Origin of the sequence: Mesorhizobium sp. M0016 (assembly GCF_040324035.1) — a bacterium.
GTDB lineage: Bacteria > Pseudomonadota > Alphaproteobacteria > Rhizobiales > Rhizobiaceae > Mesorhizobium.
The window spans coordinates 1-1,477 of the sequence record NZ_JAMYVM010000062.1 but is presented as its reverse complement, the minus strand read 5'-3'; the positions used below and the strand labels follow the sequence as shown (position 1 = coordinate 1,477).

Genomic DNA, 1,477 nt, shown 5'->3' with positions numbered 1-1,477 from the left:
TTTTCGGGAAATCTCAAAAGAATTTCGTGCCGCCCGGGAATAAAGGGATGTCCTGATGGGTCTTCTTGTTAGCGGGGCCAATTTCCCGGCACGCACCCAAGAAACGAAAAAAGGATCTACCGAAATGACCAAGCTCGCTCTCAGCGTGGCTGCCATGCTGCTTGCCTCAAGCGCTGCCTTTGCCGGCAGCGACCATGGCGGCAACAATTCCAACCAGCCGGTCGCTACCGTTGACACCAATGCCACTGCTTCCATTTCCCCCTCCCCGCGCCAAGCCGGGGTCGACACCATGGTGACGACCGGGCCGCGCCAGGGGTCGGTTCAGGACATCATCACCAGGCACAACAACGACGGCATCTGGGGCCGCTGAAGGCACCCTTCCGAACACCTTCTCTTACCACTCATGATGGAGAGCCAAACCTTTGGCTCTCCATCATCACCCCATAACGCTGCAGAGATCACCTATGTTCATGATGACACGTCGCACGTTGCTTGGAACCATGCTCGCCGCGACCGCCTTCGGCCTGGCCGGCAAGCTGGAATTCACCCGTCCCGCCTTCGCCGAAACGTCGGTCGAGCCGGCCGTCGGCTTCTACAAATACAAGGTCGGTGATATCGAGGTCACCGCCATCTATGACGGCATCTGGCGCAAGCCGCACGACCCGGCCTTCATCAAGGATGTTTCCGTCGAGGACACCAAGGCAGCGCTTGCCAAGGCCGGCCTGACGACAGACTTCATGCCCATCCCGCTCACCGTCATCGTCCTCAAGATGAACGGCAGGCTGATCATGATGGATGCCGGATCGGGCGTCGGCCAATGGCAGACCAATGCCACCCATCTGCCGGCCAACATGGCCGCCGCCGGCATCGACTATAAGACGATCGACACCATCATGATCTCGCATTTCCACCCCGACCATGTCTGGGGCCTGATGGAAAAGGGGACCGATGCACCGGTGTTCCCCAATGCCGAGCTGATCGTCAACGCCACGGAATACAATTGGTGGACCGACCCCAGCCGGCTGGCCAAGCTGCCGGAAGGCCGCAAGCCGGCGGGCAAGCGCATCGCCGAAAATTTTCCGAAATGGAAGAACTGGAAGCTGGTCAATGACGGCGCCGAAGTCGCGCCCGGCATCCAGATCATCGCTGCGCCCGGCCACACGCCGGGACATTCGGTCTACCTCGCCAGCTCCGGCAAGGAACAGCTGATGATCTCGGCCGACACCATGTATGTGCCCGCCCTTCTGGCGCCGCATCCGGAGTGGCAGGGCAGTTACGACCAGGACGGGCCGACCGCTGTCGCCACCCGCCACAAGATCATCGACCGGGTGATCGCCGACAACATCCGGATCTCGGGTTCGCACTTCCCGTTCCCCGGCGCCGGCGTCTTCGTGAAAGACGGCAATGCCTATGGTTTCACCCCAGTTCAGATTTGAGCGCGAGCTCCCAACCCAAGCGAGAAAGATGATGAAACAAT

General features: G+C 60.4%; 2 protein-coding genes. Both read left to right on the top strand.

The window, feature by feature from the left end; translation table 11 throughout:
- Positions 1-124 precede the first annotated feature (124 nt).
- The gene (locus NKJ88_RS32890; RefSeq protein WP_023707901.1) at positions 125-370 is read left to right on the top strand and encodes a DUF680 domain-containing protein; all 246 of its coding nucleotides are present in this window, start codon (positions 125-127) and stop codon (positions 368-370) included.
- 94 nt (positions 371-464) lie between these two features.
- Positions 465-1,436 carry an MBL fold metallo-hydrolase gene (locus tag NKJ88_RS32885; RefSeq protein WP_352446974.1) on the top strand — a complete coding sequence of 324 codons (972 nt, stop codon included), beginning with the start codon at positions 465-467 and terminating at the stop codon, positions 1,434-1,436.
- The last annotated feature ends 41 nt before the right edge of the window (positions 1,437-1,477 follow it).